Raw genomic sequence first — 26,256 nt, 5'->3', positions numbered from 1 at the left:
ATGTTGCCCCTTTAATTGTAAACGATGGCAATAATGTCAACAAGCCTCAGCGTGCCCGCACGCAGCTTATAAGTACCCTTCAGTCCGGGGAAGCTTGTCCTTTAACTGGCGCAGGTTACTCTCCAGCCTAATGATAATATCCTCCAGTTCAAGCGGATCAATGCCTCTGACAACAGGTGCCGGGGCTGCCGCTGCCGCCTTTGATTCTGCCCTCAATTCCCGCATCTCTATTTGCTGCTCCTGCCATTTATCCATCAAATCGGCAATTGTTGCATAAAAACGTTCGTAATCCTTAATTACGCTATCCAAAAAGGTATCCACTTCCTCTGCATCGTAACCGCGCAGCTTCATACTGAATTCTTTCTCATGAATGGTGAGTGCATCAAGTGTGATGCCGAGCTGGCTGAACAGCTTTCTTTGCTTATCCAGCCGGCGTTTCATATGTTCGTCCATGGTTGTGTCCTCCAAGCTTTATCTGTGTTTATCGGCAGTTCTCATTATAACAGGCTGAAAGCACCCTGAAAATATCACTAAAGTTGCAGTTTCCTGCTACAGGGCTCTATTGATTGTCTGCCCGGTGAAAAGGGTAAGGAAAGAATACACTAACAAAAATACTCTAATTACTGAAAGGAAGAGGGTACAATGAGTCATTTAACAGATTCACAGCTGGCCAAGCTTAAAGCGGCCTTGGAGCAGCATAAACAGGAAATCGAGCAGCACTTTAAAGATAACGGCGAAGAAACCAGCCTAATTGGCGATTCGCTAAAAATGTCTACCGGTGAACTCTCCTCTGCCGACAATCACCCGGCAGATTCAGGTACAGAGACCTTTGAAAGAAGCCGGGATCTCGGGATCAACATCGCATTAAACGATGAATTGGCTGATATCGATGCTGCGCTGCAGCGGATGGAAGACGGTACCTATGGCGTCTGCATTGTAAGTAAACAAAATATCCCTTATGAACGTCTCGAAGCCATCCCACATACCGCCTACGCGGTAGAGTATTCTCCGGAACGTTCGAACTCCGGTGAACGCCCTGTCGAAGAACAGGTCATCACACCTCCGCCAGCCGGAGCAGGCCAGGGCCGCCAAGAGCAAAGCGGTCGCTTCGACGACGCCGGAGCATGGGACTCTGTGGAGGATTACGGCAGTGCGAGTTCCCCTGTCACACCTCCCGGACAAGACAACGGAGAAGGGGATTCCTGAGTCTAATAATTGTCTGTGACGGCTTTGTTTAATATGCCCAGGCAGCGGTCCAGATCCGTCTTCACCTGTTTTTTGTACAGTCTGGCTTTCTCCTCCCCGTCAGCCGTAAAATGATAAAGTACGATTTCCTGAAAATCGACCTTGGGATCATTCCCTTTCAGCTGCTTGGTGCGGTACAGTATTCCCTGCTGCACAAGTTCATGAAGGGCACGGTAAACCTCACTTTGGGGAGGTGAATAGCCATACGCCTTGAAATCTCTCCGCAAGTCCTCCAGCATCTGATATCCATACCCCTTATGCTGCTCAACCATCGTAATCAAATACACTTTAATAAAAGCCCGCTGGGCAATCATAAACGCCATGGAATCCCTCCTGATTGAACTTTGGTATCGTCAGTCATATTGTATAAATACACCAAAACTATCGGCACAACTCTAGTATAAACTCTATTTACCAACTTTCATAATTTGAATATCCTAAGCTGTTTCAGCGGAGCAGAGCCTACTTTTTCCGGTTGGTTTGTAGATAGATAACACTCACGGTGGATTGTGATAGCGGTATGTAGAGAGGATTATTTTTGTTGAATTCTTTTTGTGAATTTTTCATATGTTGTAATTTGGTTATTAAGGGGACAGGTGTTGAGGAGAAGTGGCTCCTGCAGCCTAAAGATATTTACTATTTATCGTAAAAAAAAGACTGCATCCCGGGCATCAGCCCGAAAATGCAGTCTTTGTATTCAGAAATCTAATAATATGGAATATCCTCAGTTATTCACTTACATTCCGTTAAATTCTGTTGCGGTTATACAGATCGGGGTCGCTATCAGCGTTCATTGAACCCCGGTTGCCCAGAGTATTCCCGACAGTAGTGTCTTCCGGAATTAAGTCAGGATTCGTTGACCGGTTGTCAGCGTACAATGAGTCGTATCTGCTGGTGTTCAATGAGCGGTTGCCGCGGAAAACATCATGAATATCATGTCCTCTTCCGTTGTCATCAACAAGGACGAGAATCTTACCGTTGTCGACATAACCCTCATATTCGCGTGCTTCATCTTCTGGAATGCCCATTCCGATCAATCCGCCAACGAGTCCCCCGGCACCGGCGCCGATAGCTGCGCCTGTCAGCGTCGCCACGATCGGTCCGGCAGCAAGAATCGGCCCGATACCCGGAATAGCCAACGCTCCGATACCGGCCAGCAGTCCGGCTACCCCGCCGACCACACCGCCTGTAGCTGCTCCGGTAGCTACTCCTTCCGGAGCCATGGTACCTGTATCATCAGAAATGTTTTTGAGTTCATCACGGTCTCTTGTGATAACCGAGATCTCATCATTACTAATCCCTTGTCTGTGCAGTCCTTCAATTGCTCTGGTCGCTTCTTGTTCCGTTTCGAAGATGCCTACGATTTTGTTAGTCACTTGAAGCCCTCCTTCGTAATTGTGGTTCGCTACATTATTACCCTATAACGGGTGAATCAAACAAGGTCATGCATTCAGATAAAATTATTTTATTTGGCCGGGCGCGTCCGGCTTGTCGGTTCAGCCTGTAACGGATCATCCGGCCAATAATGTTTGGGATAACGCCCTTTCAGATCCTTCTTCACCTCAAAATAAGTGCTCCGCCAGAAGCTGGCCAAATCAGAGGTGACCTGCATCGGCCGCCGTGCCGGAGAGAGGAGGTGCAGAAGTACAGGAACCTTACCTAATCCAATCCTCGGTGTATCCGCCTGGCCGAACATCTCCTGCAGCCTTACCGCAAGTACTGGTGTCCCCGGATTTCCGTAGTCTAATGGTATACGTGATCCGCTGGGCACTGTAATATGTGTAGGCGCTTCTTTATCCAAGGTCTGGCCGCCGCTCCAATCGAGCATGCCTTCCAGTGCCTTGGATAAAGGCAGCCGCTGAAGATCCCGGAGATTGCGCATTCCCTGAATATACGGCCGAAGCCATTCATGTAGGGACTGCAGCAAAGCTTCATCCGAGACATCCGGCCAATCTGTCCGTACGGCATGCATGAACGCCATTCGCTGCCGCAGCTGGATAGTGCCTTTATCCCACGGCAGCACTCCTAAGCCTTCCGCTGAGATTACTGACAGCAGCACTTCCTCCGTCTCTTCTGCGGTGGGGCGTTCATGTGTAGTTTCCTTTAGAGCCAGAGCACCAAACAGGGTCCTCCGGCGTGCTTTGACGCTTCCGCTCTCTTTATCCCAATAGACCTCCCGCTCCTCGGTCAAGCTGTCTGCGTGCTCCTTCAGCAGCTCGGCTTCCGGCAGATCCGCAGCCAGGATAATCCGGCCCTGTCCGGCGCGGTCATCTACGCCGGCCGCAACAATATAAGGCGAGCGCGCGAGCGGCTGCCCTTCCCGCATCGCCGCCCCCCGGCCGCCGGAGAGCAGAAACGCGCCTTCGCCGCGTTTTTGCCCGACCCGGTCGGGATAGGCAAACGACAGCAGCAGGCCTATACGGCTGAGGTCGCCGGGCACTTCCCCCGGCGCGGCCTGCAGCTGCGCCAGGAGGTTCCGGCTCTCGCGCTGCACCGCGCGCAAGACTGCAGGGTCCGCGCCTCCGGTGTCGCCGGAGCGCTCATACCTAAGCAGCGCCTCCACGCGCAGCGTGAGGTCGCTGCTCTGATTCGCGGGACCCTTGAAGAGGTCCCGCTCCTGCAGCAGCGCCGCCAGCCGGCAGGCGAGCGGCGCTTCGCCAAGCGCTGCCGCACGCAGCAGCATATGCGCGGTGCGCGGGTGTGCGCCAAGCGCGGCCATGCTGCGGCCGTGCGGCGTGATGGCGCCGCCGGCGTCCAGCGCGCCGAGCTGGCGCAGCAGCGCCACGCCCTGCGCGTAAGGCGCGGCAGGCGGCGCGTCTAGCCAGGGCAGCGCGGCAGGATCGCGCACGCCCCACAGCGCCAGCTCCAGAGCGAGCTGCGCCAGGTCGGTTTCCATGATTTCCGGGACGTTGTCATCCGGAAGACGGGCGTGCTCCTCCCTGCTCCACAGCCTGTAGCAGACACCAGGTGCCGTCCGACCCGCCCGGCCGCGCCGCTGATCAGCCGATGCCTTTGATACCGGCACCGTCGTCAGCCGAGGCATGCCGGTACGTGGCGAGAATACCTGGGTGCGCCTTAGGCCGGTATCAATTACCGTTCGCACCCCTTCGATCGTTAAGCTCGTTTCGGCGATCGATGTCGCCAGCACGACCTTGCGCTCGCCGGGTACAGCAGCGGCCACCGCAGCATCCTGAATCGCCTGCGGAAGCTGGCCGTACAGCGGACGCACCACCGTTCCTTCCGGAAGCCGGCTCCCTTCAAGCTCGCGTTCGGTTCGGCGGATCTCCCGTTCACCGGGCAGAAACACAAGCACATCGCCAGGCTGCTCAGAGAGTGCGCGCAAGACAGCCGCTGCAGCAGATTGCTCCAGCGGAGTATCACGCTGCGGGGGAGCATAGAATGTCTCTACCGGATAGGTCCGGCCCGGACAATCCACCACGGCAGCGCCGTCCAGCAGCGCTGAGACACGCTCACCGTCCAGCGTAGCCGACATGATTAGAATCCGCAGATCCTCACGGAGAACGGATTGCGCCTCAAGTGTCAAGGCAAGCCCCAAATCGGCATGGAGACTACGCTCATGAAATTCATCGAAGATCACAAGTCCGACATCCCCAAGGGAAGGATCGCTCTGCAGCATCCGTGTCAGCACGCCTTCAGTCACCACAACAATCCGCGTCTGCTTACCTACCTTACTGTCCATTCTCATCCGGTAACCGACCGTCTGCCCGACTTGCTCCCCGAGGCAAGCAGCCATGTACGCAGCTGCTGACCGGGCGGCGAGGCGTCTTGGCTCCAGCATCAGAATCGTTTTGCCGTCCATCCAGGGCTCGTCCAAAAAAGCCGGAGGCGTACCGGTCGTTTTCCCTGCTCCGGGTTCGGCGATTAGCACGGCGGCTTTACTATGTTTTAGTATTATTTTCAGGTCAGGGAGCACCTGCATAATTGGAAGCTGCTTCATCATTTCTCTCCATAACTGTTATAGTCTCAAGACATTTGGACATGTAGTCTCCAAACTCTTCACTTCTTAATCATGGGCGAAACTGCTAGGGATTTCAAGATGCTGTTATCCTGCATAAAAAAAGCATTCAATCCGTACGGATCGAATGCTCCTTACCCAGCTATTTCTCATCATTCAATAACTGCTGGCGGATTTGTTCACCATATTCTGTGAATACGCTGCTGCTCTCCAAACCGCGTTCACGCAGCAGCTCCTGCAGCCTCATCCGTTTTGCAGTCAATTTAGCGCTTAGCGACTTCATCTCACTGCTGCCGCTTTCCCCGCTGCTGTGGCAAGCCACGAGCAATCCCTCCAGTGTCACACATTCACCCCTCAGGATGATCTCTTCCGGCAGGACACCCGCGTTTTTCATTATTTTGAACGACATCCGCAGATCTTCAGGGACTCCGGACAGGTCCTCCAGCTCCAGCGGCTTACCATGGCCCGGCAAATCTTCAAATTCACCGTTCCTCATCGCTTCCTGGATCCGCTGTTCCGCCAGCCATGACAGGTTTGCCATGTTCACAACTCCTTCATCAATTACAGTCCAGACGAAGCTTGACTGAGCAGCCCTGCGAAGAGCTCATAATTAACCGGTTTGCCCTCCAGCAATTTGGCTGTAATCCGTTCCGGTTTACCGGGCTCAAATACTCCCTCCGGAACTTCGAGCTCCGCCGCATTAAAGATCGTAAAGGTGACCCACCCCTTAGCTGTTGTAATCACTGCCGCATATTTCCCGTTCTTGAGAAAATGCGGTTTGCCGTATTGCATCCGCTCCTGCACTTCCGGGATGGACTCATGAATCAGTTGGCGGAGTTTATTGCAGATTTCAATTTGCCAGGCCTGCTTGACACTGTTTATAAATTCCGTAACTTGTTCATTCATGGGATCACCTTTTCTCCATAGTATATGATGATTTACATCCTACTGCCTGGCTGCGGCAGCGATATCACGGCTCTCCAGAATCTCCCGGTCAAACCCCCGGCTGGCTACATGAATCATGGCTTGTCCGATTTCTCTCAGCGTAACCGCATAATTAGGAAACAGCAGCCGGAGCAGGGGATACAGCCATTGTATTGCATAGTAATACTTGTGGGTCCGGGTCAGCCCCGGTGTAGGACGGATAAATGCCGGACGGAAAAAATACGTTCTGGCAAAAGGCAGCTTGTTCAGATCATTCTCCGTCTTTCCCTTGACTCTAGCCCACATGCTGCGCCCCTGCTCTGTACGGTCCGTTCCGGTAGCAGTCACATAACAGAAGACCATTCCCGGATTCTGCTCCGAAAAAACCTTTGCCATATAAAGCGTGAGATCATGCGTTAATCGGGTATATGCTTCTTCACTCACTCCTGCCGAGGTGGAACCCAGACAAAAAAAGCAGGTATTATACCCTCGCAGCTGCTCTTGAACTCCGGAAAGATCAAAAAAGTCTGTAAGCAGAATTTCATTCAGCTTGTGATGATTAATTCCGCAGGTTCGCCGGTTTATAACCAGAACCGCTTCGACATCCGGATGAGCTAGGCATTCATGCAGCACACCTTCACCAACCATTCCCGTTGATCCCGTGATTAGCACGCGAATAGCTTGAGCTGATGATGTTGACCGGGTAGACAACGTTCCTACTTTCTGCTTCAGGCTATGCAGAGATTTTACCATAACTTGTATCATTTACAACCCTGTACAGACACGAAACAGCCCTACCCCTGATCTAAGACCACAGAGTAAGGCTGTCAGCTATAAATGTAGTATAAAATTCTCTTTGCTGCGTTTCATCAGATTAACTTAACAGTGATTCTGCACCGTCAATTACGATTTGCGCTCCAGTGATATGAATCGATTCATCGGAAGCAAGGAAGGAGACCAGATCAGCAACATTCTCCGCTTTCCCCGGCCCGTCTGCGAGCGGCTGGGCACCTTCCGGGAACTCAATCGGAATGACGATTTCCTCCACTTCCTCATTGAATTCCGTCGTTTCATCAATGTTCGTAGAAATCGCACCCGGACAGATTACATTTACGCGGATTTTAAACTTCGCCAGCTCCAGCGCGGCCATTTTGGCAAACGCAACCTGTCCCGCTTTAGTTGTGCTGTAGGGCGACCAGCCGAAGCTGGTAAACCGTGTGTTCCCGTTAATAGAGCTCGTAATGATGATGCTCCCTTTGCCCTTATCCTTAAGGTGGGGAATAGTATATTTAAGCGTCAGGAATGTCCCGGTCAGATTAACCGACATCGTACGCTCCCAATCGCTTAGACTGAGCTCCTCGATCGGACCAACGGCACCATTAATGCCTGCATTGGCAAAAACAATATCCAGACTGCCAAAATGCTCAATGGTTCTCCGTACCGCCTCTTCCATCCGCTCCGCATCTGAAGTATCAACATCAATAGCCAGAGCACAGTCCTTGCGCAGCTTATTCAGCTTCTGTTCCAGTACGGAGGTACGTTCATTTACCAGGTCAAAAAGAGCTACATTGGCGCCTTCACGCGTCATCTGGATGGCCGTTGCCCGGCCGATCCCCGAGCCCGCACCTGTAATAATGGCTGTTTTACCGACGAATCGCTGCTTTTTAGCTATATTTGGGCTCAAATGTACACTCTCCTTCCACATCGTCCATATTCATGGCTCTGTTTCAAGATTACCCAAATGCACCTTGTTTATAATCACTTTGTGCAAAAGTTGCACAAAAATGAGACTGATCCAATACAAACAGCGCGTACCAATACATTCCGGCACACGCTGTATTCATTCTATTTGTACGAATCCCTCTAATTCTCCAGCTTGCGAACATCCACTTTGACCGTCAGCGTACCGGATACACCACGGTAGACTCCTTTTACCGGTACGATATCCTTGTAATCCCGGCCATGCCCGAGCTTAATGTACCGCCAGTTCACTTCTACGTTATTCGTCGGATCAAAACCCAACCAGCCCGTTCCGGGAATATGGGTCTCCACCCATGCATGCGAAGCTTGCTCGAAATCTGCATTTCCGCCCTGCAGGTCACCGACAAAATGGTAGCCGCTGACGTATCTGGAAGGCAAGCCGACACTGCGGCAGACCGCAATCATCAAATGCGCATAGTCCTGACAGACACCGCGTTTAAGCTTGAGTGCCTTTTTGACCGTGGTATTTACGCTTGTAGCCTCGGGATCATAGGTAAACTGTTCATAGATCGTAGAGGATAGCTTCTTGGTCCATTCATACATATCCTCCGCTTCGTCAAAAGGATGCTGTGAAGCAAACTCAACCAGTTCCGGCGTTACTTCCGTATAGCGTGTCGGTAAAATGAACTCAATATACCGGTTCTGGAACTTCTCGTCATTCAGCAGCCTGACCTGCTCTTCCAGCGGAAGGTGCGGCAGATCTGTACCCTGTGCTTTATCAAGCGTAACAACTGTAGCCTTGGTATGAATAACCATTTCTGTGTGCGGCTTATTCACAGAGTAAGCATGAACCCGGTTTCCGAAAAAATCCTCATAGGTCAGCAGGTTAGCGGCTGGAGTTACCTCTACCTCGTGATGATAACAGGACTGCCGGTAGTTTGTGCGCGGGGTCAGCCTGACTTCATTGACACTGTCCGTAACCGGTTCGGGATAGGTGTAGGTTGTTGTATGGTTGATCTGTATTTTCATACACGTACTCCTTCACGCCGAAAAAATGCGCCCTCCATCGTTTTCCCTAATCTCTGGCAGGAAATCTTCAGTGTATTCAGCACATCATCGACGAGATCGCCGGACATTTCTTCTTTTTCCATATAATCGAGATCGGCTTTGATTTTACCGGCCTGACGGATTACCTTTTCATGTCCCGAACCCTTCTCGGAGCTATCCAGCTGAAGTTTGGCTAAATGCTCCTCCAGCTTATGGAACGAGAAGCGGATCGAACGCGGGAAATAGGCATTTACAATCAGGAACTCCAAAATGCATTCCGGCGACATATCATCCGCATAATAACGCCGGAAAGCCTGGTAGCCGCTTACGGATTTCAACACAGCCTGCAGCTGGGTGTATATAGAGTTGATCTCCTTTGATTTGCAGGATACCGTTACGGCCTGCAGAATCCGCGTCGTATTCTCGGCCCGTTCGAGAAACCGCCCGCTTTCAATAAAATGCCATTCGTTCCCTCTCAGCATAACTGACTGCTCCGCCCCCAGGAACATTGCCGCACGCTCTTTGACCTGCTGGTAGAACTGATGCGGCCCGCTCATGATATCCGCCACCGACTGTTCGCCAAGCCAGAGATTGAAGCCATTGGCAATATCCCAGAGCTCGCTGGGAAGATGCTGGCGCAACGTCCGCAGATTATTCCGGGCTTGATGCACGCAAGAAAATAAGGAATTAGCATTGCCGAGGTCCAGCGTGATAAAGGATAATACGTCTTGTTCAGCAAAGCTCTCGAATTGCTGCAGGTATTCATTTCTGACTCCGAGGGCATCGATCAGCCGTGACCACTTATGTCCCTCCGCCTGAAAATCCTCTTCCTGCTGAATGTGATAATGAACATCGATTAGCCGCGCATGATTCTCCGCCCGTTCAATATACCGCCCAATCCAAAACAAAGCTTCCGCATTGCGATTCAGCATCGTTACCACTCCTCCACCTAACCCATATTGATGCCGCACTTTATTCATTCAAAAGCTTATTTTCCGGCACTATGCCATTACCCAGGTGTCCTTAACGCCGCCGCCTTGGGAGGAGTTGACGACCAGCGAGCCTTCTTTCATGGCTACCCGGGTCAGTCCGCCAGGTATAACATGAGGCTTACGGTCCGCTCCCATTAACACAAATGCCCTCAAGTCGATATGACGCGGTACCATCGCTGCGCCGGACAGCACAGGTGCTCTCGATAATGACATAATCGGCTGCGCTATATACCGGGCGGGATCAGCCAGGATTTTCAGCCGGAAATCCACCAGCTCTTCCTGTGTTGCCTCGCTTCCGATCAGCATACCGTAACCGCCGGACAACGAAGTTTCCTTGACCACCATCTCGGACAGATGATCAAGCACATATTGCCGTTCCTGCGCCCGGGACAAAAGGTAGGTGGGCACGTTGCCCAAAATCGGCTCCTCGTTGAGGTAATAACGGATCATATCCGGAACATAGACGTACATGGCTTTGTCATCGGCAACTCCCGTTCCCGGAGCGTTAGCGATGGCGATGTTGCCTGCCCGGTACGCATTCATCAGACCGGCGACACCCAAAAGTGAGCTTGGCTGGAAGGCAAGCGGATCGATATAATCATCATCCAGACGCCGGTACAGCACATCCACCCGGCGCAGCCCGTTCATTTCCTTCAAATAAATCTTGTGATCCTGTGCTACCAGATCGCGTCCTTCCAACAGATGAATGCCCATTTGCTGTGCCAGATAAGCATGTTCATAGTAAGCTGAGTTATATTCCCCAGGTGTCAAGAGCGCGATCACCGGATCTTTTGTCCGCGACGGGGACAGGCTGCGAAGCACAGACAGGAAACGGTTCAAGCTGTGATCCACATCCCTGATTGAACTGGCAAAAGATAACTCCGGGAACAGCTGGTTCATGAGCGATCTGCCTTTAAATAAGTAGGAAAAGCCTGAAGGAGTCCGCAGATTGTCTTCAAGCACGTAATATTCCCCGTCATGATGGCGGATTAAATCAATACCGGATGTGGTGACATAAGCTCCGCCAGGAACTCGGAGTCCCGCCATTTCCGGACGGAAGTATACATTAGAGATGATCATTCGCCGCGGTACTATACCATCTTTTACAATGTACTGTTCATGGTAAATATCATGTATAAATAAATTCAAAGCCGTAATCCGCTGGACGATTCCAGCCTCGAGTTTTTCCCATTCGCCCTTCGGAATGATCCGTGGAATCATATCGAAGGGAATCGTACGCTCCATCGGTTGATCCTGAGCCGGGTTGTACAGGGTAAAGGTAATTCCCTCTTCCATCATCCGACGCTGCATCAGTCTTTGCTTGCCTAGCAGCTCTTCGGGGCTCATTCCGGAAAACATGCGGCCCACATGTTTGTAATGAGGCCGGATACTCCGTTCATCGGCAAACATTTCATCAAAAAAATGCTGCAGCGGATACGGGGAAATACCGGGCAAAGGATCTAATTTGGACATGAGCCCGACTCCTTTCGGATCATTAAAATGTGTGAAGTTTGTTGACAAGAAACCTTATATTTTAAGAATTTACCTCAAAAATATCAATTACTACTTTAATAATACGTAAATGCTAATCTTTATGTCAATATATATAACAGCAATATGGAGTTTATGAACCATCCCTCATAAATGGAATCGCTTCCTTTCTCATATGGTTATTTAGAGGGAGCTGAGAAGTGAATTATACATAGAATTGTATGCAGGAGCGTTGACAAGCAGTACTATTATGAATTTTTCATATAATGTAATTTTAATATATTTGTTATTAAATTGCCTGAATCGCTGTTTCTTCTATTAAAAACGCGGGTCACGGCTGTCCCATCAACCGCAAAAAAGGCCCGATCTCCAGATAAAACTGGAAACGGGCCTTTTGATGTTCATTCTGAAGTCTGGTTATGCGAAATCATGCTCACTATCGGTACTGGTTTATGAGGAGAGTTGTTACTCCTGGTCTTCTGCCTGCTCTTCCTCGCTGATCATCCCTGCGAATAAGGCATGCACGAATTGGCTGGAATCAAACGTCTGCAAATCCTCCATCTTTTCACCGAGGCCGACGAGTTTCACCGGCAAATTCATTTCCTGTCGGATGGCAACGACAATCCCGCCCTTGGCGGTACCGTCCAGCTTGGTTAGCACGAGGCCGGTTACACCGCTCTTTTCACCAAACAGCTTGGCCTGGCTTAAAGCATTCTGACCGGTGGTTGCATCCAGCACCATCAGCACCTCATGCGGCGCACTCGGAATCTCACGCTGAATGACCCGGAAAATCTTGTTCAGCTCTTCCATCAGATTGCTCTTATTCTGCAGTCTGCCTGCTGTATCGCAGATCAGCACATCCACGTTCCGCTGCTTCGCGGCCTGTACGGCATCAAACATAACCGCCGCCGGGTCGGAGCCCGCCTGCTGTTTAATAACATCTACGCCAGCCCGCTGGCCCCAGACTTCCAGCTGCTCAATCGCTCCGGCACGGAACGTATCGCCTGCAGCCAGGAGGACCTTTTTACCTTCTTGTTTGTAGCGGTGCGCCAGCTTGCCGATTGTTGTCGTCTTGCCGACACCGTTGACTCCAACAAACAAAATAACAGTGATGCCGTCAGGATTCTCCTTCAGGCTATTGTCGTCATCACCGCGCAGCAGCTCCATCAGCTTGCGGGAGAGAATCGGCTGCAGCTCCGCTGCATCCTCGATTCGCTTCTGCTTCACTTCGGTACGCAGCTCTTCTACGAGCGTCATTACCGTGTTTACGCCTACATCAGCACCGATCAGAATTTCTTCGAGCTCCTCGTAGAACTCTTCATCAATCTTTTTGCGGCGGATGATCAGATCTGAGACCTTCTCAACGAAGCCTTTGCGGGTCTTCTCCAGCCCGTCGCGGAAGCTTTTGGTTACACTTTCCGTTTTACCGGATATGCTTTCTTTCAATTTTTTAAAAAAGCTCATATGGTCCCCCTCAATTATGGGATTAGTCGTGACTCCAGAGAATATTTGGACTTTCGGCCGCTGCCCATCTGCAGATTTCTTGATTATACCCGCTGTTCGCGGTTGAAATCCGCAGACAAAGGCGGACGCTACCGCTCCTCCAGTTCCAAAATTCCCTTCCGCCACTATTCCCTTTATTGTTTCTAATAAATCTAAGCAATTTCCGCCTCTTCATCCTCCAGCTTCACGGAGACGAGCTTGGACACGCCGCCTTCCTCCATCGTCACCCCATACAGCACATCCGCTTCCTCCATCGTACCCTTACGGTGGGTAACCACGATGAATTGGGTCTGCTCAGAGAACTCACGCAAATACTGGGCGAACCGGACTACGTTTGCTTCATCAAGCGCAGCCTCGACCTCATCCAGCACGCAGAAAGGAACCGGCTTCACCTGTAAAATAGCAAACAGCAGAGCCATCGCAGTCAAAGCCCGCTCACCGCCGGACAGCAGCTGCAGATTTTGCAATTTTTTGCCGGGAGGCTGGGCCACGATATCAATGCCCGTCTCTAGCATATGCTCCGGATCCAATAGCTGCAAATCCGCACGGCCGCCGCCGAACAGCTTCGAGAATACCGTCCCGAATTCCCGGCGGATCGCATCGAAGGTCTGTTTGAAGCGTTTGGACATCTCTTCTTCCATCTCATGAATCACATGGTAAAGTGTTGTCTTAGCTTCTACCAGATCATCCTTCTGTCCGCTGAGGAAGGTGTAACGCTCATGAACACGCTGATATTCCTCTATAGCCCCTAAGCTAACTTCACCCAGGGCGGAGATGCTGCGTTTGAGCCGCTGCACTTCAGCCTGAGCTGCCGGCACATCCTCGGGAACAGGATAACGCTGTTTCGCCAGTTCATAGCTCAGCTCATAGTCATCACTTAGCTTGCGCAGGATATTGTCCAGTTCAACATCCAGCCGTCCAACAGACACTTCAGTTGTACGGAGCTTGTCCTCTACAGACTTAAGGGCCTGGCGCTGGTCCTTGGTCTCCCCTTCGGCCAGCTCAAGCTTGCGTGTCAGTGCCGTGCGGTCAGCCCGTGCCAAATCCAGTGCTGCCGCTGTTTCATCTTTTTTCAGCCGGTATGTGTTAAGGTTTTCCTTCTGCTTTACAGCTTCCCGGGCATTTTCCTCCAGATCCTGTTCAATCGTCATGAGCAAGCTGCGGCTCTGGCGCAGCTCTTTCTCCTGTGATCCGGCATCCTGTCTCATACGGCGCAGCTGTTCCTCCAGTGAGAAAATCTCCTGATCCAGCTTACCCTCAGTTACCTTCATCCCGGTCAGCTTACCCTGAAGCTCTTCCTTGGCGGATTCGCTCGCTTTACGCTCCGATTCAGCGTTGCGGATCGCCTCATGGGCATCCTTCTCTTCCTGCTCCAGTCGTGCAAGCTCGTTGACAGCCTGAACCCGGCTTTCTTCCAGTGCTTTCACTTCACTTTCAAACCCGCTGCGCTCCGCCCCTGCTCCATCCACCTGCTCCTGGACATGGCGCAATTCCTGCTCCAGCTGCTTCAGATCACCGGCAACCCGCTGCTCCTCCAGACGTTTCTCGTCACCGTCATGACGCAGCTCTTCCAGCTTCTGCGACGCATTCTCCTGCTCGTCCTTCAAGCGGCTGATGCCTTGCTTCAGCTTGCTGATCTGCAGCTCGCTTTCTTCAATCTCGCTGAGCAATTGATCCAGCTGGCGTTTGCGGCTTAGCAGGCTGTTATTCTTTTTATGCTGGCTGCCCCCGGTCATGGAACCGCCTGCATTCACGACATCCCCTTCAAGAGTTACAACACGGTAGCGGTATTGGCATTTGGCGGCAATCCGGTTGGCCTGCTCCAGACTTTCAGCAATAACTACGTTGCCAAGCAAGCTTCCAATGATACTGGCATACCTACCTTCAAAACCTACCAGTTCAGATCCGATGCCGACAAAGCCTTCAGCTCCTTCGACCATCCCCCGGTCGCTGCCTGTAATCTGCCGGGGCCGGATAACATCCAGCGGCAGAAACGTCGCTCTACCCAGCTGGCGTTGTTTCAGAAAAGCAATCGCCTGCCGGGATACCGCTTCATTATCCATGACGACATGCTGCAGTGAAGCCCCCAATGCCGTCTCAACGGCCATTTCCAGCTTCTCCGGTACAGAGATCAGCTCAGCTACAGCGCCATGCACGCCGTTTAGCTGACCCTTACGCGCACCCTTGAGCACTTCCTTGACACCAAGCATGAAGCCATCAAAATCATCCTGCATTTCCTTCATCGTCTCGTGCCTGGATACCTGCGCTTCGCGCTTCTGCTCCCATTTGCGAAGACCGGACTGCGTTTCTTCCAGCAGCTTCTGACGTTTGCTCGACTGCTCACTTTCTGTGATATAAGCATTGCGCAGAGCACCGATCTCTTTGCCAAGTGCGGTAATTCTATCCTTCAGCGTCTTCTGAGAGGCAGACAGCTCCTGCAGTCTTGCAACCCATTTGCCGCTTTCTTCGCTACTTCGGCTCATCCGCCGCTCCAGGCTTTCCTTCTGCTGATCCGCATAACGGATTTCATTGCGGGCCTGGGCCATCAGATTCATCAGCTCGAGCAAGGCGCTCTTCAGCTTCTCTTCCTTACTCTGGCTGATGCCCCCGGTGACGCCTTCCAGCCGGGTCTCTTCATCCGCCAGCTGGCTGCGCAAATCCTCGAGCGCCTGCCGCGACTGCGCAAGCTTCAGCTCCAGCTCCGCAAGCTCACGCTGACGGCCTTCTGAACGTTCGCCTACAGAACCTAAAGTGAGCATCAGCTGTTCACGGTTGCTCTCCAGATTGCGTTTGCGTTCCTTGAGCACTTCTCCATAGCCTTCGCTCTTCTCATAGGCTTCACTGTAACGCAGCAGCTGCTCCTGGAGCTTCTCAACCTGCTCTTCCAATGCCCGAAGCTCGGCACGGCCGCTTTCCAGCTTGGCATCGTGGGCGGAAACCACCGTAGACAGTGCCAATTGTTCATGCTTTAGCACCTCGAGCCGGTCATTGCCTTCCTTCCAGGCGGTATGAATCCCTTCGATCTGGTGCACATATACCGAGATCTCCAGCTGTTTCAGCTGTTCGCGCAGTTCCTTATATCGAATGGCCTTCTCGGACTGGTCCTTAAGCGGACCAATCTGATCCTCCAGCTCACTGATCAAATCGTGAATCCGCAGCAGATTCTGCTCCGTTTCATCCAGCTTGCGTCCGGCATCCTTTTTACGCGATTTATACTTAACAATACCTGATGCTTCTTCAAAAATTCCGCGCCGGTCCTCCGACCGGGTACTGAGAATCTCTTCAATACGGCCTTGGCCAATGATCGAGTACGCCTCACGCCCGATACCTGTATCCATAAACAGCTCCGTGATATCTTTTAACCGGCAGGCCTGCTTGTTGATTAAGTATTCACTTTCACCGCTACGGTGTACCCGGCGGGTCACAGTCACTTCGCTGAAATCCAGCGGCAGCACATGATCCTCGTTATCCAGCGTCAGCGAAACCTCACCATAGTTCACCGCTTTACGCGCATCACTTCCGGCAAAGATGATATCCTCCATCTTGCCGCCGCGCAGCGACTTGGCACTCTGTTCGCCCAGCACCCAGCGGATGCCATCGGAAATATTACTTTTGCCGCTGCCGTTTGGCCCGACTACTGCCGTAATGCCGCGCACAAATTCCATTTCCGTTTTGTCAGCAAAAGATTTAAAGCCAGCTAATTCAATCCGTTTCAAAAACATGACTCGCCAATCACCTCTGACCTATTATAACATAGCGTTTATAGCCTAAAATAGCCCGCCTTATCTGAAAGAATAGAGCGGTTATTCATCCGAAAAAGAGCAGCAAAAGTCTGACCTCCGCCTAAACGCCGGCATTCAGACCATTGCTGCTCTCCTCCGCTAACTTACTTGCCTCGGGTAAGCCAATCTTTGTTCAAATGCAACTACAAGATTCAAGCGCCGTCTTCCTTCAAACGCAATAGCGCCGCTGCGGCAGCCTGCTGTTCGGCTTCTTTCTTGGAACGGCCGTTGCCTCTGCCGAGAGACTGATTAGCCATATACACTTCAGAAACGAATTCACGCTCATGTGCGGGTCCCCGTTCTTCAATAATCCGATATTCCAGCGTACCCAAACCGTGATGCTGTATCAGCTCCTGAAGCTCCGTCTTGAAATCGCTCATCTGCATTTGCAGCTTGCCGTCCGTCTCCACCAGCGGGAATACGTGATTATCAAGGAACCTGCGGGCCGTTTCCAGACCCTGGTCAAGATAAAGCGCTCCCACGAAGGATTCAAACACATCGGCCAGCAAGGCCGGGCGGGTTCGTCCGCCCGTAAGTTCTTCCCCTTTACCCAGCAATACAAACCGTCCGAAGCCCAGACTTTCGGCGAACTTGACCAGTGAAGGCTCACACACAATGGCTGCCCGCAGCTTGGTAAGTTCACCTTCAGGCCGGTCAGGCAGAAGGTTGTACAAATATTCAGAAACCGTAAGCTCAAGCACGGCATCGCCCAGAAACTCAAGGCGTTCATTGTCCTGATGCTGGTTGAAACGGTGTTCATTCACATAAGATGCATGGGTAAAGGCCTGCTTCAGGAGTACAGGATCGTGAAATTGGATTTGAAGTTGATTTTGTAACTGCTTCAGGTCTCCTTTCACTGCACTGTTCTCCCCTTACTGTTTATATTTTTTGAGAATAACGGTCGCGTTATGTCCCCCGAATCCGAAGGAGTTGGACATAACAATGTTAAGCTCGGCCTCACGCGGCACATTCGGAACATAGTCCAGATCGCATTCAGGGTCTTGATTGTCCAAATTGATCGTAGGCGCAATCATGTTCTTTTGCAGGGAAAGTCCGCAGATAATCGCTTCTACACCGCCGGCTGCACCCAGTAAATGCCCGGTCATCGATTTCGTGGAGCTGATTGCAACTTTGTAAGCATGATCTCCCAGCGCCTTTTTGACGGCAGCCGTTTCAGATTTGTCGCCTACCGGCGTAGAAGTACCATGCGCATTGATGTAATCAATCTCTTCCGGTGCAATACCGGCATCACGAATCGCCATCTTCATGCAGCGCGCAGCACCGTCAGGATCAGGCTCAGTCATGTGATGAGCATCCGCACTCAGACCGTAGCCGATAACTTCGGCATAGATCTTGGCCCCGCGCTTCTCGGCATGCTCCAGCGATTCCAGAATCAGAATACCGGCGCCTTCTCCCATAACAAAACCATCGCGGTCAACGTCAAACGGACGGCTTGCCTTCTCCGGTTCATCGTTACGGGTCGACATGGCTCTCATTGCACAGAAACCAGCCATACCCGTCGGACGGATCGTAGCTTCCGAACCTCCGCAGATCATTGCATCCGCATCACCGCGCTGAATCAGCCGGAAGGATTCCCCAATGGAATGGCTTCCTGTTGCGCAGGCCGTTACTGTCGTAGTGTTCGGGCCTTTAGCGCCGAGATTAATCGACAGCTGTCCGGAACCCATATTCGCAATCATCATCGGGATAAAGAACGGGCTCACCCGTTTAGGTCCCTTCTCCAGCAGAAGATTATGATTATCTTCCCAAGTACCTAATCCACCGATACCGGAACCGACCGTTACGCCGATTCGCTCCGGATCGATATCTTCACCGATCTTAAGTCCGCTGTCCTTCAGCGCATCTTCACCGGCAGCTACCGCAAACTGTACAAAACGGTCCATTTTGCGGGCTTCCTTCCGGCCAAAACGCTCCTCCGGGTCAAAATCTGTTACTGACGCTGCAATTCGTGTGGTGTACTCACTGACATCAAAGGCTTCAACCAATGAAACACCGGATTTACCGTGCATCAGATTATCCCAAAACGTATCCAAATCCTTGCCCAGCGACGTTATTACGCCCATACCGGTAACAACCACTCTATGACTCAAACGCAATCACCCCATCTGTAGGCTGTATGCTTCATTATTCCGAAGCTGTTTGCTCTCTGAAAACTCTATATAAACTGCAGTCGCCGCAAGATTAACAATCTGCGGTTCTGTTATTTTCCGTGTAAAGGTGCGTTAAGCAGCCTTTTGTCTTGCCGTTTGACGTGTAAAATGAGGAGAAGTCCCGCCCTTACAGGAACGGGACCCTCAATCATATGACTCTAGGTATGAGATTGTATGTACTTCACAACTTCACCCACGGTCGTAATCTTCTCTGCATCTTCATCAGAGATTTCCATATCGAATTCATCTTCCAATTCCATAACCAATTCTACTACATCAAGAGAATCAGCACCTAAATCATCTTTGAAAGACGCTTCTAATGTTACCTCAGCTTCATCGGCACCTAAGCGGTCGATGACAATGCGTTTTACACGCTCCAATACATCGGACATCCGGTTCACCTCCTCTTTTGGTATTATACGAGATATGAAGTCAAAATACCATAGAGCTCAAAAAACGCTTTCCGGCCGCCTCTTCCCGCTTCCCCCATAATGCTATAAGCTTATTTGACCTTACATGTACATTCCGCCATCCACATGAAGTGTCTGGCCTGTCATGTAGGCTGCCCCTTCCGAAGCAAGAAATACAGCCGCATTAGCAATGTCCTCCACCCGCCCGAGCTTAGCAAGGGGAATCCCTTTGATCAGCTCGCTGCGGACTTCATCGGACAGCTCCCGGGTCATATCTGTATCAATGAACCCCGGCGCGATGCAGTTCACAGTAATTCCCCGTGAAGACAGCTCGCGTGCCGCAGATTTCGTCATACCGATAACTCCCGCTTTGGCGGCGGTATAGTTTATCTGACCCGGATTACCGGTCACACCCACGACGGAAGAAATGTTAATGATCCGCCCGTAACGCTGCTTCATCATTGGACGTGTAGCTGCCTTCAGGCAGTTAAATACGCCCTTGAGATTGGTTTCGATGACTTGATCAAATTCTTCTTCCTTCATGCGCATAATCAGATTATCCCGAGTAATACCGGCATTATTGACAAGAATATCAATCTTGCCCCATGTATTAATAACCTCTTTAACAAGGTTTTCCGCCTGCTCACTGTTACCGACATTACCCTGAAGGGCAAATCCTTCAGAGCCCAGCTCGACGATTCTGGATACCGTCTCCTGAGCCGCAGCTTCGCTTCCTGAATAGTTCACGGCCACTTTCACACCGTGCTCTGCAAGTGCCAGCGCGATACTGCGTCCAATGCCGCGTGAGCCGCCGGTTACAAGAGCCGTCTGGCCTCTTAGTGCTGAGAACATTCTTTTATTCCCCTTTCATTCATCATGCTCTGTGATTAGGACATGGATCAGGTAATTACAGGGCAGTCTCAAGACTTTCCAGACTGTTGATATTAATTACCTTTACATTCTTGTCGATTTTGCGGATCAGTCCTGCCAGCACACTTCCGGAACCAATCTCTACAAAAGTATCCACACCGGCCGCGATCAGCCACTCAACACTATCCTGCCAGAGTACTGGTGAAAACACCTGGCGTACCAATAGCTCACGAATCTCTTCAGGATCAGTAACCGGTGAAGCAGTGACATTGACAATCACAGGCACAGAAGGAGCATTAAAGGTTATACTTTTTAGTTCTGCAGCCAGACGTTCAGCAGCTTCCTTCATCATCGAGGAATGAAACGGACCGCTTACTTCAAGTGGAATGGCCCGCTTGCCGCCGGCTTCCTTGACACGCTGGACAACGCCGTCTACGCCTGCCTGAGAGCCGGAAACAACAATCTGCCCAGGGCAGTTGACATTAGCCAGCTCAACCGTGCTGCCTTCTGCGGAAATGCTGCGGCATAGTTCAGCCAGTGCCTCACGTTCTGCACCGAGCACGGCAGCCATAGCCCCCTGTCCGCCGGGAACCGCTTCTTCCATGAAACGTCCGCGCAAACGGACCAGCTTCACAGCATCTTCATATGTCAGCACGTCCGCTGCCACAAGAGCGCTGTATTCACCAAGACTGTGACCGGCAACATAATCCGGACTGAGACCTCTTCCGCTTAGTGCTTCAAGGTAGGCAACGCTTGTGGTAACGAGGGCAGGCTGTGTGTTGACCGTCTGCTTAAGCTCGCTGTCCGGCCCTTCGAATACAAGCTGGCTCAGCGGAAATCCGAGCACCTCGTCGCCTTTCTCAAACACAGCACGGCTTTGCGGCAGTGCGTTATATACATCCTTACCCATCCCGACTGCCTGAGCACCCTGACCGGGAAAGACAAATGCGATTTTACCCATGAGTATGAACTCCTTCCCGTAACCGATGTGCCTGACCGCTTAGGAATAAGCGGCAGATGCACCGTTCCGTTCAATTGTTACAAGCTGTAGATTACCAGATTAAGACAGATGCGCCCCATGTGAGACCGCCGCCAAAGCCAACCATCAGAACAGTGTCGCCTTCCTTCATCCGGCCTGCTTCGGCAGCTTCCACAAGAGCAAGCGGAATCGAAGCTGCGGAAGTATTTGCGTATCTGTCAACGTTAATTACGCACTTCTCTTCCGGCAAATCTAAACGCTGCATAGCCGATTGGATAATCCGGATGTTCGCTTGATGCGGTACAAACAGATCGATATCTTCTTTGCTTAGACCCGCTTTGGTCAGCACACGCTCTGTAGCTGTACCCATGACCCGTACGGCGAACTTGAATACTTCACGGCCATTCATGTATATGAAGTGCTTCTTGTCTTCAATGGTCTGCTGTGAAGCCGGCAGACGTGATCCGCCCGCTTCCATCTTCAGCAGGCTGCCGCCGGAGCCTTCGGCACCCAGATCAAAGGACTGGAACCCGCGGCCTTCCGGAACCTCACCGATGATTACAGCACCTGCGCCATCACCAAACAGTACACAGGTATTGCGGTCCGTATAATCCGTAATGCGTGACAGTGTATCCGCACCGATAATCAGCGCATTGTTGTACATACCGGTCTTAATAAACCCAGTTGCTGTTGCCAGACTGTATACAAAGCCGGAGCAGGCAGCCGATAAATCAAAAGCAGCAGCGCCTTTAGCTCCCAGTTTGTCCTGAAGAATACAGGCTGTAGACGGGAATGAACTGTCCGGTGTAACCGTAGCTACAATAATAAGCTCCAGCTCCTCCGCCTTCATTCCTGCTGACTCCAGTGCTTTTAGTGCAGCTTCATAAGCAAGATCAGAGGTCGCTTCATGCGGAGCGGCAATATGCCGTTCGCGAATCCCGGTACGGCTGACGATCCACTCATCATTTGTTTCAACTATTTTTTCCAAATCACTGTTGGTTAATATTTTCTCAGGCACGTATTTTCCTGTACCGATGATGCCTACCGAACGTAATTGATTCATATCGTCACTCACTTCCCGCTAATTTCCTTAGATATGCTGGACACTAAGCCAGCCTGCAGCGCGATCCGCGCCTGTCTTACCGCATTCTTCACAGCATTGCCGTCCGAAGAGCCATGCCCCTTCACCACAAGCCCGCTAAGGCCAAGTAGAGGCGCTCCTCCGTGCTCTTTATAATCCATCTTGCCTTTGAGACTTCTAAGCTCAGGCATCAGAATCGCTGCGCCCAGCTTAGTTTTGAGGGACTTGCTGAACTGCTCCTTTAACAGAGAGAACATAGCTCCTGCCGTGCCTTCCAGTGTTTTGAGCAGAATATTGCCGGCAAATCCGTCGCAGACGAGCACATCGCAATTTCCTGTAAGCACATCACGCGCTTCTACATTCCCGACAAAATTAATGCCCTGTAGAGCTTCCAGCAGCGGGTACGCTTCTTTCGTCAGTTCATTGCCCTTTCCCGGCTCTGTACCGACATTCAGCAGTCCGACCCGCGGTTTGGCAATTCCATGCACCTTGTTGCGGTAAATGCTGCCCATCAGGGCATACTGCACCAGATGCTGAGGTGTCGCATCCATATTCGCTCCTAAATCAAGAGCAAGTACACCAACATCATCAAGTGTCGGAATCATCGGTGCAAGCGCCGGACGTTCGATACCAGCCATTCTTCCCACAACGAGCAGACCAGTAGTCATGAGCGCACCTGTATTTCCCGAAGAAATCATCGCATCGGCTTCGCCTTCCCGCACCATCCGGCCGGCTACGACCATCGATGAATCCTTCTTGCGGCGGACCGCCTTCACCGGCTCTTCGTCTGAGCCGATGACTTCCCCCGCATGTCTCACCGTCACATTGGACGGCTTGTTCTTAAGCAGCGGTTCAAGTCGGGCTTCATCGCCGACAAGCACCAGCTGTGTATCGCTCCATTCTGCGGCCGCGGACAGCGCACCTTCAACGTTGCATTCAGGTGCATTATCTCCGCCCATGGCATCAATGGCGATCAGCACTGCGGTTTCCCCCTTCGCTGTATTCTTCAATTGCAGACCGGTAGACAACAAAATGGCCCTGAAACACCAGTTCTTCTCCGACATATGTAAACACATCCACTTCAGCCTTGCCGTTCCGGCCAGCAAGTGAACGCACCTGCGCTTTGGCAATACATTTCTCGCCTAACCGCACCATACGTACAAAACGGATATCGGCGGAAGCCGTCAGGGCAATCTCATCATTGATCACGGCAACTGCCAGCGAATTGGCCTGTGCAAATACATAGTGGCCGCGGGCTATCCCGTTTCTGGAGAAGACATGCTCCTCACGGATTTCGAATATGGAAATGCCGCTGCGGTCCAGCTGCAAATCAACAATATCCCCAACCACTTCGTCAGGAGGCAGGGAACGCACCTGATCGTAGGAGTGTTCTGCCATTTGCTTCATCCGTTCGCGCAGTTCCGGAATACCGAGCTCCAGCCGGTCCAGCCGTATGGTCTGGATACTGACCTTGAGCTGCCGGGTCAATTCACGGTCAGTCACAAATGGATTGCCATCTATAATGTGCAGCAGCTGCTGCTGGCGCTCTTTCTTGGACATCCGCTCTATGGCGGCTCACCTCCTGGCACATGCTCAAGCGGAAACGTTATATTAGATCAAAGCATCAGGCCAAAGAAAAGGCCGCTATTATCATAGCTATTAAGGTAAAAAATCATTTTAGAACCAGGTACTAATATGTAGTATAAAGCATGGGACGGCAAAAATAAAGCATTGACTTAAAAGTGACATACTGCGTAACCTGCATATGCCCGCCCTGCCTGATCATTTGCAGTATGGCTAAAGTACTTTCTATTATTCTCAAAAAAAATAGCACCCCACCAGAAGTGAAGTGCACCCCTTAGAATAGACATTGGAAAAACCCCAGGGTAAATCCGATGTAATTCTAGGGGGTGCATTTTTATGCCAGCTAAGAAAGGTCAGAAGTTTAAGCATTATCCTGAGTCTGTGAAAGTAGAAGCTGTTCGACTGTTTATGGAGGAAGGATGGTGCTGCAGAAAGATTACAGAACACCTGGATATTAATGACAGGAAGCGTGTCAGTGTCTGGGTGAGGAAGTATCGGGCAAAGGGAAAAGACTCTTTTCAGGATAGACGTGGAGATCCGCACAGGTCTGAAACAGAGCAAGAGCGAGAACTACGTCGTTTACAGTTGGAGGTAGACGTTCTAAAAAAGTGGTTACAAATCTTGAATCGGGAGGGTTGAAGGATAGATATGTTGTCATCGACGAACTGAAGCATAAGCAGACCGTAAAGGAACTCTGTGGATATTTAGGGGTCCACAGAAGCGGTTACTATGCTTATCTGAAGCGCAAGGAAAAGGATCCAGACCAAGAGTTGAAACGTAAGATCAAAGCCATATACGAGCAACGGGACAAGACGGTAGGATACCGTCGGATACAGGATGAGTTATACCGCCAATATCACCTTGTCGTGAATCACAAGAAGGTTTTACGACTCATGCAGGAGCTTCGTATTAAGGCGATTATACGCCGTAAGTACGTCCATAGAACAACCTATGAGGCAGCAGTTTCGGATGGAAGAGTCGCAGAGAATCTACTGAAAAGAAATTTCAAAGCGGATAAACCCAACCAGAAATGGGTAACGGATGTTACACAATATCGGGTATTCGATGAGAAAATTTACTTATCAGCCATCAAGGATTTGTGGAATAACGAGATCGTCGGATACCACATTAGCAGATGTAACGACAATCCACTTGTATTAGAGACGTTTAGAAAGGCCTTTGAAACACATAAAGAGGGTCTGTCAATAATTTTGTGTAAACTCTTTTAAGCACAGATTCCCCCGAGGGGGAAGTCGCGAATCTAACGCAAGTGTTGACCGACCCGGTCTGGGAAAAATACCGAAAGCTGGAGCAGCATTTGGCCCCAGTTTTGGACACGTCCAGTCCATTTTCGAGTGACATCGACGGTGGCCAGATAGAGCATTTTTAGCAGAGCTTCATCGGTAGGAAAGATGCTCTTTCCTTTGGTTACTTTACGAAGCTGACGGTGGTAACTCTCAATCATATTGGTGGTGTAAATCAGTTTACGTATCTCAGGCGGGTACTTGAAAAAAGTAGCAAGTTCGTCCCAATTCGTCCGCCACGAACGGATAATGAGGGGATATTTCGCCCCCCAGACTTCCTCAAAACGGTCGAGTTCAAGCAAGGCACCTTCCTCGGTAGCTGCCTTGTATATAGGCTTTAAGTCGGCGGTCACCTTCTTAATATCCTTGTAAGACACGTACCGTGTAGAGCTGCGGATTTGGTGAATAATACACTTCTGGATTTCAGTTTGGGGATAGCAGGCCGCAATCGCTTGAGAGAACCCGGACAGGTTATCCACACAGATAATGAGAATGTCCCCCACTCCACGATTCTTGAGTTCATTCAGCACGCTGAGCCAGAACTTGGAGGACTCGTTCTCACCAATCCACATGCCCAGCACGTCTTTGTTTCCGTCCAGATCAATGCCAATGACCATGTAGGCAGCCTTGTTGATAATGGCCCCGTCTTGCTTGACTTTGAAGTGGATCGCATCCAGATAGACAACAGCGTAAACGCCTTGCAGAGGCCGATTCTGCCATTCTTTAATGAGAGGAACAATCTTATTTGTGACATTGGAAATGAGCGTAGGCGACACCTCAATGCCATACATCTGCCCCAGGTGATCCTGAATTTCTCGGGTACTAATCCCTTTGGCGTACAGAGCGATGATTTGCTCTTCGATGCCGGTTACGTTCGACTGATGCTTCTTGACGACAAGTGGCTCAAACTCACCCAGACGGTCACGAGGGATAGCGATTTCCTGTTCCCCGTACTCACTGACAACCGTTTTACGGCTCTTTCCGTTACGGCTGTTTGGCGTGAGCTTCGCCTTCACTTCATGCTTTCCGTAGCCTAAATGAGTGTCCATTTCGGCTTCCAGCATCTCCTGAATCGTCTCCGCAAATAGCTCTTTTAGAGCATTCTGCGCATCCTGTGCGCTTACCAAGTTGTTTTCCTTAATAAATTCCCGTAACTGTTGTTTTGTCCAAAGTCCCATGTGTTCTCCCCAACCTTT

Annotated in this window: 25 protein-coding genes; 3 read left to right on the top strand and 22 right to left on the bottom strand. The window is 51.1% G+C overall.

Annotated features, from left to right (window positions below; all coding sequences use genetic code 11):
* Positions 1–66: 66 nt before the first annotated feature.
* Positions 67–453: a DivIVA domain-containing protein gene (locus tag JRJ22_RS12135; protein WP_054940428.1), complete on the bottom strand. Its 387-nt coding sequence runs from the start codon at positions 451–453 to the stop codon at positions 67–69.
* Between the two features lie 189 nt (positions 454–642).
* Between JRJ22_RS12135 and JRJ22_RS12130 the strand changes: the two genes are divergently transcribed.
* Positions 643–1,206 carry a TraR/DksA C4-type zinc finger protein gene (locus tag JRJ22_RS12130; RefSeq protein ID WP_206104672.1) on the top strand — a complete coding sequence of 188 codons (564 nt, stop codon included), beginning with the start codon at positions 643–645 and terminating at the stop codon, positions 1,204–1,206.
* A gap of 2 nt (positions 1,207–1,208) precedes the next feature.
* Here the strand turns inward: JRJ22_RS12130 and JRJ22_RS12125 are convergent, their stop codons facing one another.
* The 20 genes from JRJ22_RS12125 to fapR form a co-directional block, all read right to left on the bottom strand.
* Positions 1,209–1,568, bottom strand: a complete 360-nt coding sequence (locus JRJ22_RS12125; RefSeq protein ID WP_206104671.1) for a replication termination protein — start codon at positions 1,566–1,568, stop codon at positions 1,209–1,211.
* A 423-nt stretch (positions 1,569–1,991) separates the two neighbouring features.
* Entirely contained in the window at positions 1,992–2,621 is a 630-nt protein-coding gene (locus JRJ22_RS12120; RefSeq protein WP_206104670.1) for a general stress protein, read from the bottom strand.
* Between the two features lie 89 nt (positions 2,622–2,710).
* Positions 2,711–5,203 (bottom strand): ATP-dependent helicase HrpB, encoded by a 2,493-nt coding sequence (gene hrpB, locus JRJ22_RS12115; RefSeq protein WP_206105105.1) that lies wholly within the window; start codon positions 5,201–5,203, stop codon positions 2,711–2,713.
* A gap of 160 nt (positions 5,204–5,363) precedes the next feature.
* Positions 5,364–5,762 (bottom strand): DnaJ family domain-containing protein, encoded by a 399-nt coding sequence (locus tag JRJ22_RS12110; protein WP_206104669.1) that lies wholly within the window; start codon positions 5,760–5,762, stop codon positions 5,364–5,366.
* A 20-nt stretch (positions 5,763–5,782) separates the two neighbouring features.
* The gene (locus JRJ22_RS12105; RefSeq protein WP_206104668.1) at positions 5,783–6,127 is read right to left on the bottom strand and encodes a DUF1801 domain-containing protein; all 345 of its coding nucleotides are present in this window, start codon (positions 6,125–6,127) and stop codon (positions 5,783–5,785) included.
* A gap of 39 nt (positions 6,128–6,166) precedes the next feature.
* Positions 6,167–6,898 carry an NAD-dependent epimerase/dehydratase family protein gene (locus JRJ22_RS12100; RefSeq protein ID WP_232381120.1) on the bottom strand — a complete coding sequence of 244 codons (732 nt, stop codon included), beginning with the start codon at positions 6,896–6,898 and terminating at the stop codon, positions 6,167–6,169.
* A gap of 121 nt (positions 6,899–7,019) precedes the next feature.
* Complete coding sequence (locus tag JRJ22_RS12095; RefSeq protein WP_206104667.1) at positions 7,020–7,850, bottom strand: SDR family oxidoreductase; 831 nt, start codon at positions 7,848–7,850, stop codon at positions 7,020–7,022.
* A gap of 158 nt (positions 7,851–8,008) precedes the next feature.
* Positions 8,009–8,875 (bottom strand): transglutaminase family protein, encoded by an 867-nt coding sequence (locus JRJ22_RS12090; RefSeq protein WP_206104666.1) that lies wholly within the window; start codon positions 8,873–8,875, stop codon positions 8,009–8,011.
* A complete protein-coding gene (locus JRJ22_RS12085) occupies positions 8,872–9,825 on the bottom strand; it encodes an alpha-E domain-containing protein (protein ID WP_206104665.1) in 954 nt (317 codons plus the stop codon). Before JRJ22_RS12085 ends, JRJ22_RS12090 begins: the two co-directional genes overlap by 4 nt.
* Positions 9,826–9,894: 69 nt before the next feature.
* Positions 9,895–11,358: a circularly permuted type 2 ATP-grasp protein gene (locus tag JRJ22_RS12080; protein ID WP_206104664.1), complete on the bottom strand. Its 1,464-nt coding sequence runs from the start codon at positions 11,356–11,358 to the stop codon at positions 9,895–9,897.
* Positions 11,359–11,841: 483 nt separating this feature from the next.
* The gene (ftsY, locus tag JRJ22_RS12075; protein ID WP_206104663.1) at positions 11,842–12,840 is read right to left on the bottom strand and encodes a signal recognition particle-docking protein FtsY; all 999 of its coding nucleotides are present in this window, start codon (positions 12,838–12,840) and stop codon (positions 11,842–11,844) included.
* A 191-nt stretch (positions 12,841–13,031) separates the two neighbouring features.
* A complete protein-coding gene (smc, locus tag JRJ22_RS12070; protein ID WP_206104662.1) occupies positions 13,032–16,601 on the bottom strand; it encodes a chromosome segregation protein SMC in 3,570 nt (1,189 codons plus the stop codon).
* A 212-nt stretch (positions 16,602–16,813) separates the two neighbouring features.
* Positions 16,814–17,518 (bottom strand): ribonuclease III, encoded by a 705-nt coding sequence (gene rnc / locus JRJ22_RS12065; RefSeq protein ID WP_054940417.1) that lies wholly within the window; start codon positions 17,516–17,518, stop codon positions 16,814–16,816.
* Positions 17,519–17,533: 15 nt separating this feature from the next.
* Positions 17,534–18,772, bottom strand: coding sequence for a beta-ketoacyl-ACP synthase II (gene fabF, locus JRJ22_RS12060; protein ID WP_206104661.1), 1,239 nt, complete (start codon positions 18,770–18,772; stop codon positions 17,534–17,536).
* Positions 18,773–18,990: 218 nt separating this feature from the next.
* Positions 18,991–19,224 (bottom strand): acyl carrier protein, encoded by a 234-nt coding sequence (locus tag JRJ22_RS12055; RefSeq protein WP_019911228.1) that lies wholly within the window; start codon positions 19,222–19,224, stop codon positions 18,991–18,993.
* Positions 19,225–19,344: 120 nt separating this feature from the next.
* Positions 19,345–20,094: a 3-oxoacyl-[acyl-carrier-protein] reductase gene (gene fabG / locus JRJ22_RS12050; RefSeq protein ID WP_206104660.1), complete on the bottom strand. Its 750-nt coding sequence runs from the start codon at positions 20,092–20,094 to the stop codon at positions 19,345–19,347.
* 55 nt (positions 20,095–20,149) lie between these two features.
* The gene (gene fabD, locus JRJ22_RS12045) at positions 20,150–21,073 is read right to left on the bottom strand and encodes an ACP S-malonyltransferase (RefSeq protein ID WP_206104659.1); all 924 of its coding nucleotides are present in this window, start codon (positions 21,071–21,073) and stop codon (positions 20,150–20,152) included.
* Positions 21,074–21,164: 91 nt separating this feature from the next.
* On the bottom strand, positions 21,165–22,154 hold the full coding sequence (locus tag JRJ22_RS12040) for a beta-ketoacyl-ACP synthase III (protein ID WP_206104658.1): 990 nt from the start codon (positions 22,152–22,154) through the stop codon (positions 21,165–21,167).
* An 8-nt stretch (positions 22,155–22,162) separates the two neighbouring features.
* Positions 22,163–23,152 carry a phosphate acyltransferase PlsX gene (gene plsX / locus JRJ22_RS12035; RefSeq protein ID WP_206104657.1) on the bottom strand — a complete coding sequence of 330 codons (990 nt, stop codon included), beginning with the start codon at positions 23,150–23,152 and terminating at the stop codon, positions 22,163–22,165.
* Positions 23,136–23,732 carry a transcription factor FapR gene (gene fapR, locus JRJ22_RS12030; RefSeq protein WP_206104656.1) on the bottom strand — a complete coding sequence of 199 codons (597 nt, stop codon included), beginning with the start codon at positions 23,730–23,732 and terminating at the stop codon, positions 23,136–23,138. The genes plsX and fapR overlap by 17 nt, the downstream gene beginning before the upstream one ends.
* A gap of 360 nt (positions 23,733–24,092) precedes the next feature.
* On the opposite strand from fapR, the gene JRJ22_RS12025 reads away from it, so the two are divergent.
* Together JRJ22_RS12025 and JRJ22_RS12020 are read left to right on the top strand one after the other, a co-directional pair.
* Positions 24,093–24,395: a helix-turn-helix domain-containing protein gene (locus tag JRJ22_RS12025; RefSeq protein WP_076139116.1), complete on the top strand. Its 303-nt coding sequence runs from the start codon at positions 24,093–24,095 to the stop codon at positions 24,393–24,395.
* Positions 24,392–24,985, top strand: a complete 594-nt coding sequence (locus JRJ22_RS12020; RefSeq protein WP_206104655.1) for an IS3 family transposase — start codon at positions 24,392–24,394, stop codon at positions 24,983–24,985. Before JRJ22_RS12025 ends, JRJ22_RS12020 begins: the two co-directional genes overlap by 4 nt.
* A 32-nt stretch (positions 24,986–25,017) precedes the next feature.
* Here JRJ22_RS12020 and JRJ22_RS12015 read toward each other — a convergent pair whose 3' ends face one another.
* Positions 25,018–26,238 carry an IS256 family transposase gene (locus JRJ22_RS12015; protein WP_206100169.1) on the bottom strand — a complete coding sequence of 407 codons (1,221 nt, stop codon included), beginning with the start codon at positions 26,236–26,238 and terminating at the stop codon, positions 25,018–25,020.
* Positions 26,239–26,256: the final 18 nt, after the last annotated feature.

The sequence above is a fragment of the Paenibacillus tianjinensis genome (genome assembly GCF_017086365.1).
GTDB lineage: Bacteria > Bacillota > Bacilli > Paenibacillales > Paenibacillaceae > Paenibacillus_AQ > Paenibacillus_AQ tianjinensis.
Note: the sequence above shows the minus strand (reverse complement) of the source record. Positions and strands in the feature narration are given on the sequence as shown.